Consider the following 249-nt stretch of genomic DNA (forward strand, 5'->3'; position numbering starts at 1 on the left):
AGCACCTCCATAAGCTAAAAGATGACTTGTTAAATCCTTATTTTGAAGACTCTATTCGCCGTAAAGTCACAAAGGAAGCAATGGTCATTTTCCGCAAATGTAGGTACTCTGTAGACCCTCGCTATATCGGAAAAGAAGTTGACTTGGATCTTTCCGAAAACGAAGAGCACGTGCACATTTATTATAACGGAGAACAGATTCGTTCGCACCCACTTACCACAAAAAGATTGAACTATAACCAAGAAGATT

1 protein-coding gene is annotated in these 249 nt (G+C 39.4%); it reads left to right on the forward strand.

Annotated elements, in window-relative coordinates:
• On the forward strand, positions 1-249 hold a 249-nt coding region (locus tag ACYQ2O_RS13750), incomplete at both ends, for a Mu transposase domain-containing protein (RefSeq protein ID WP_459796879.1).

It is taken from the genome of Alkalibacterium sp. m-11 (assembly GCF_054658155.1).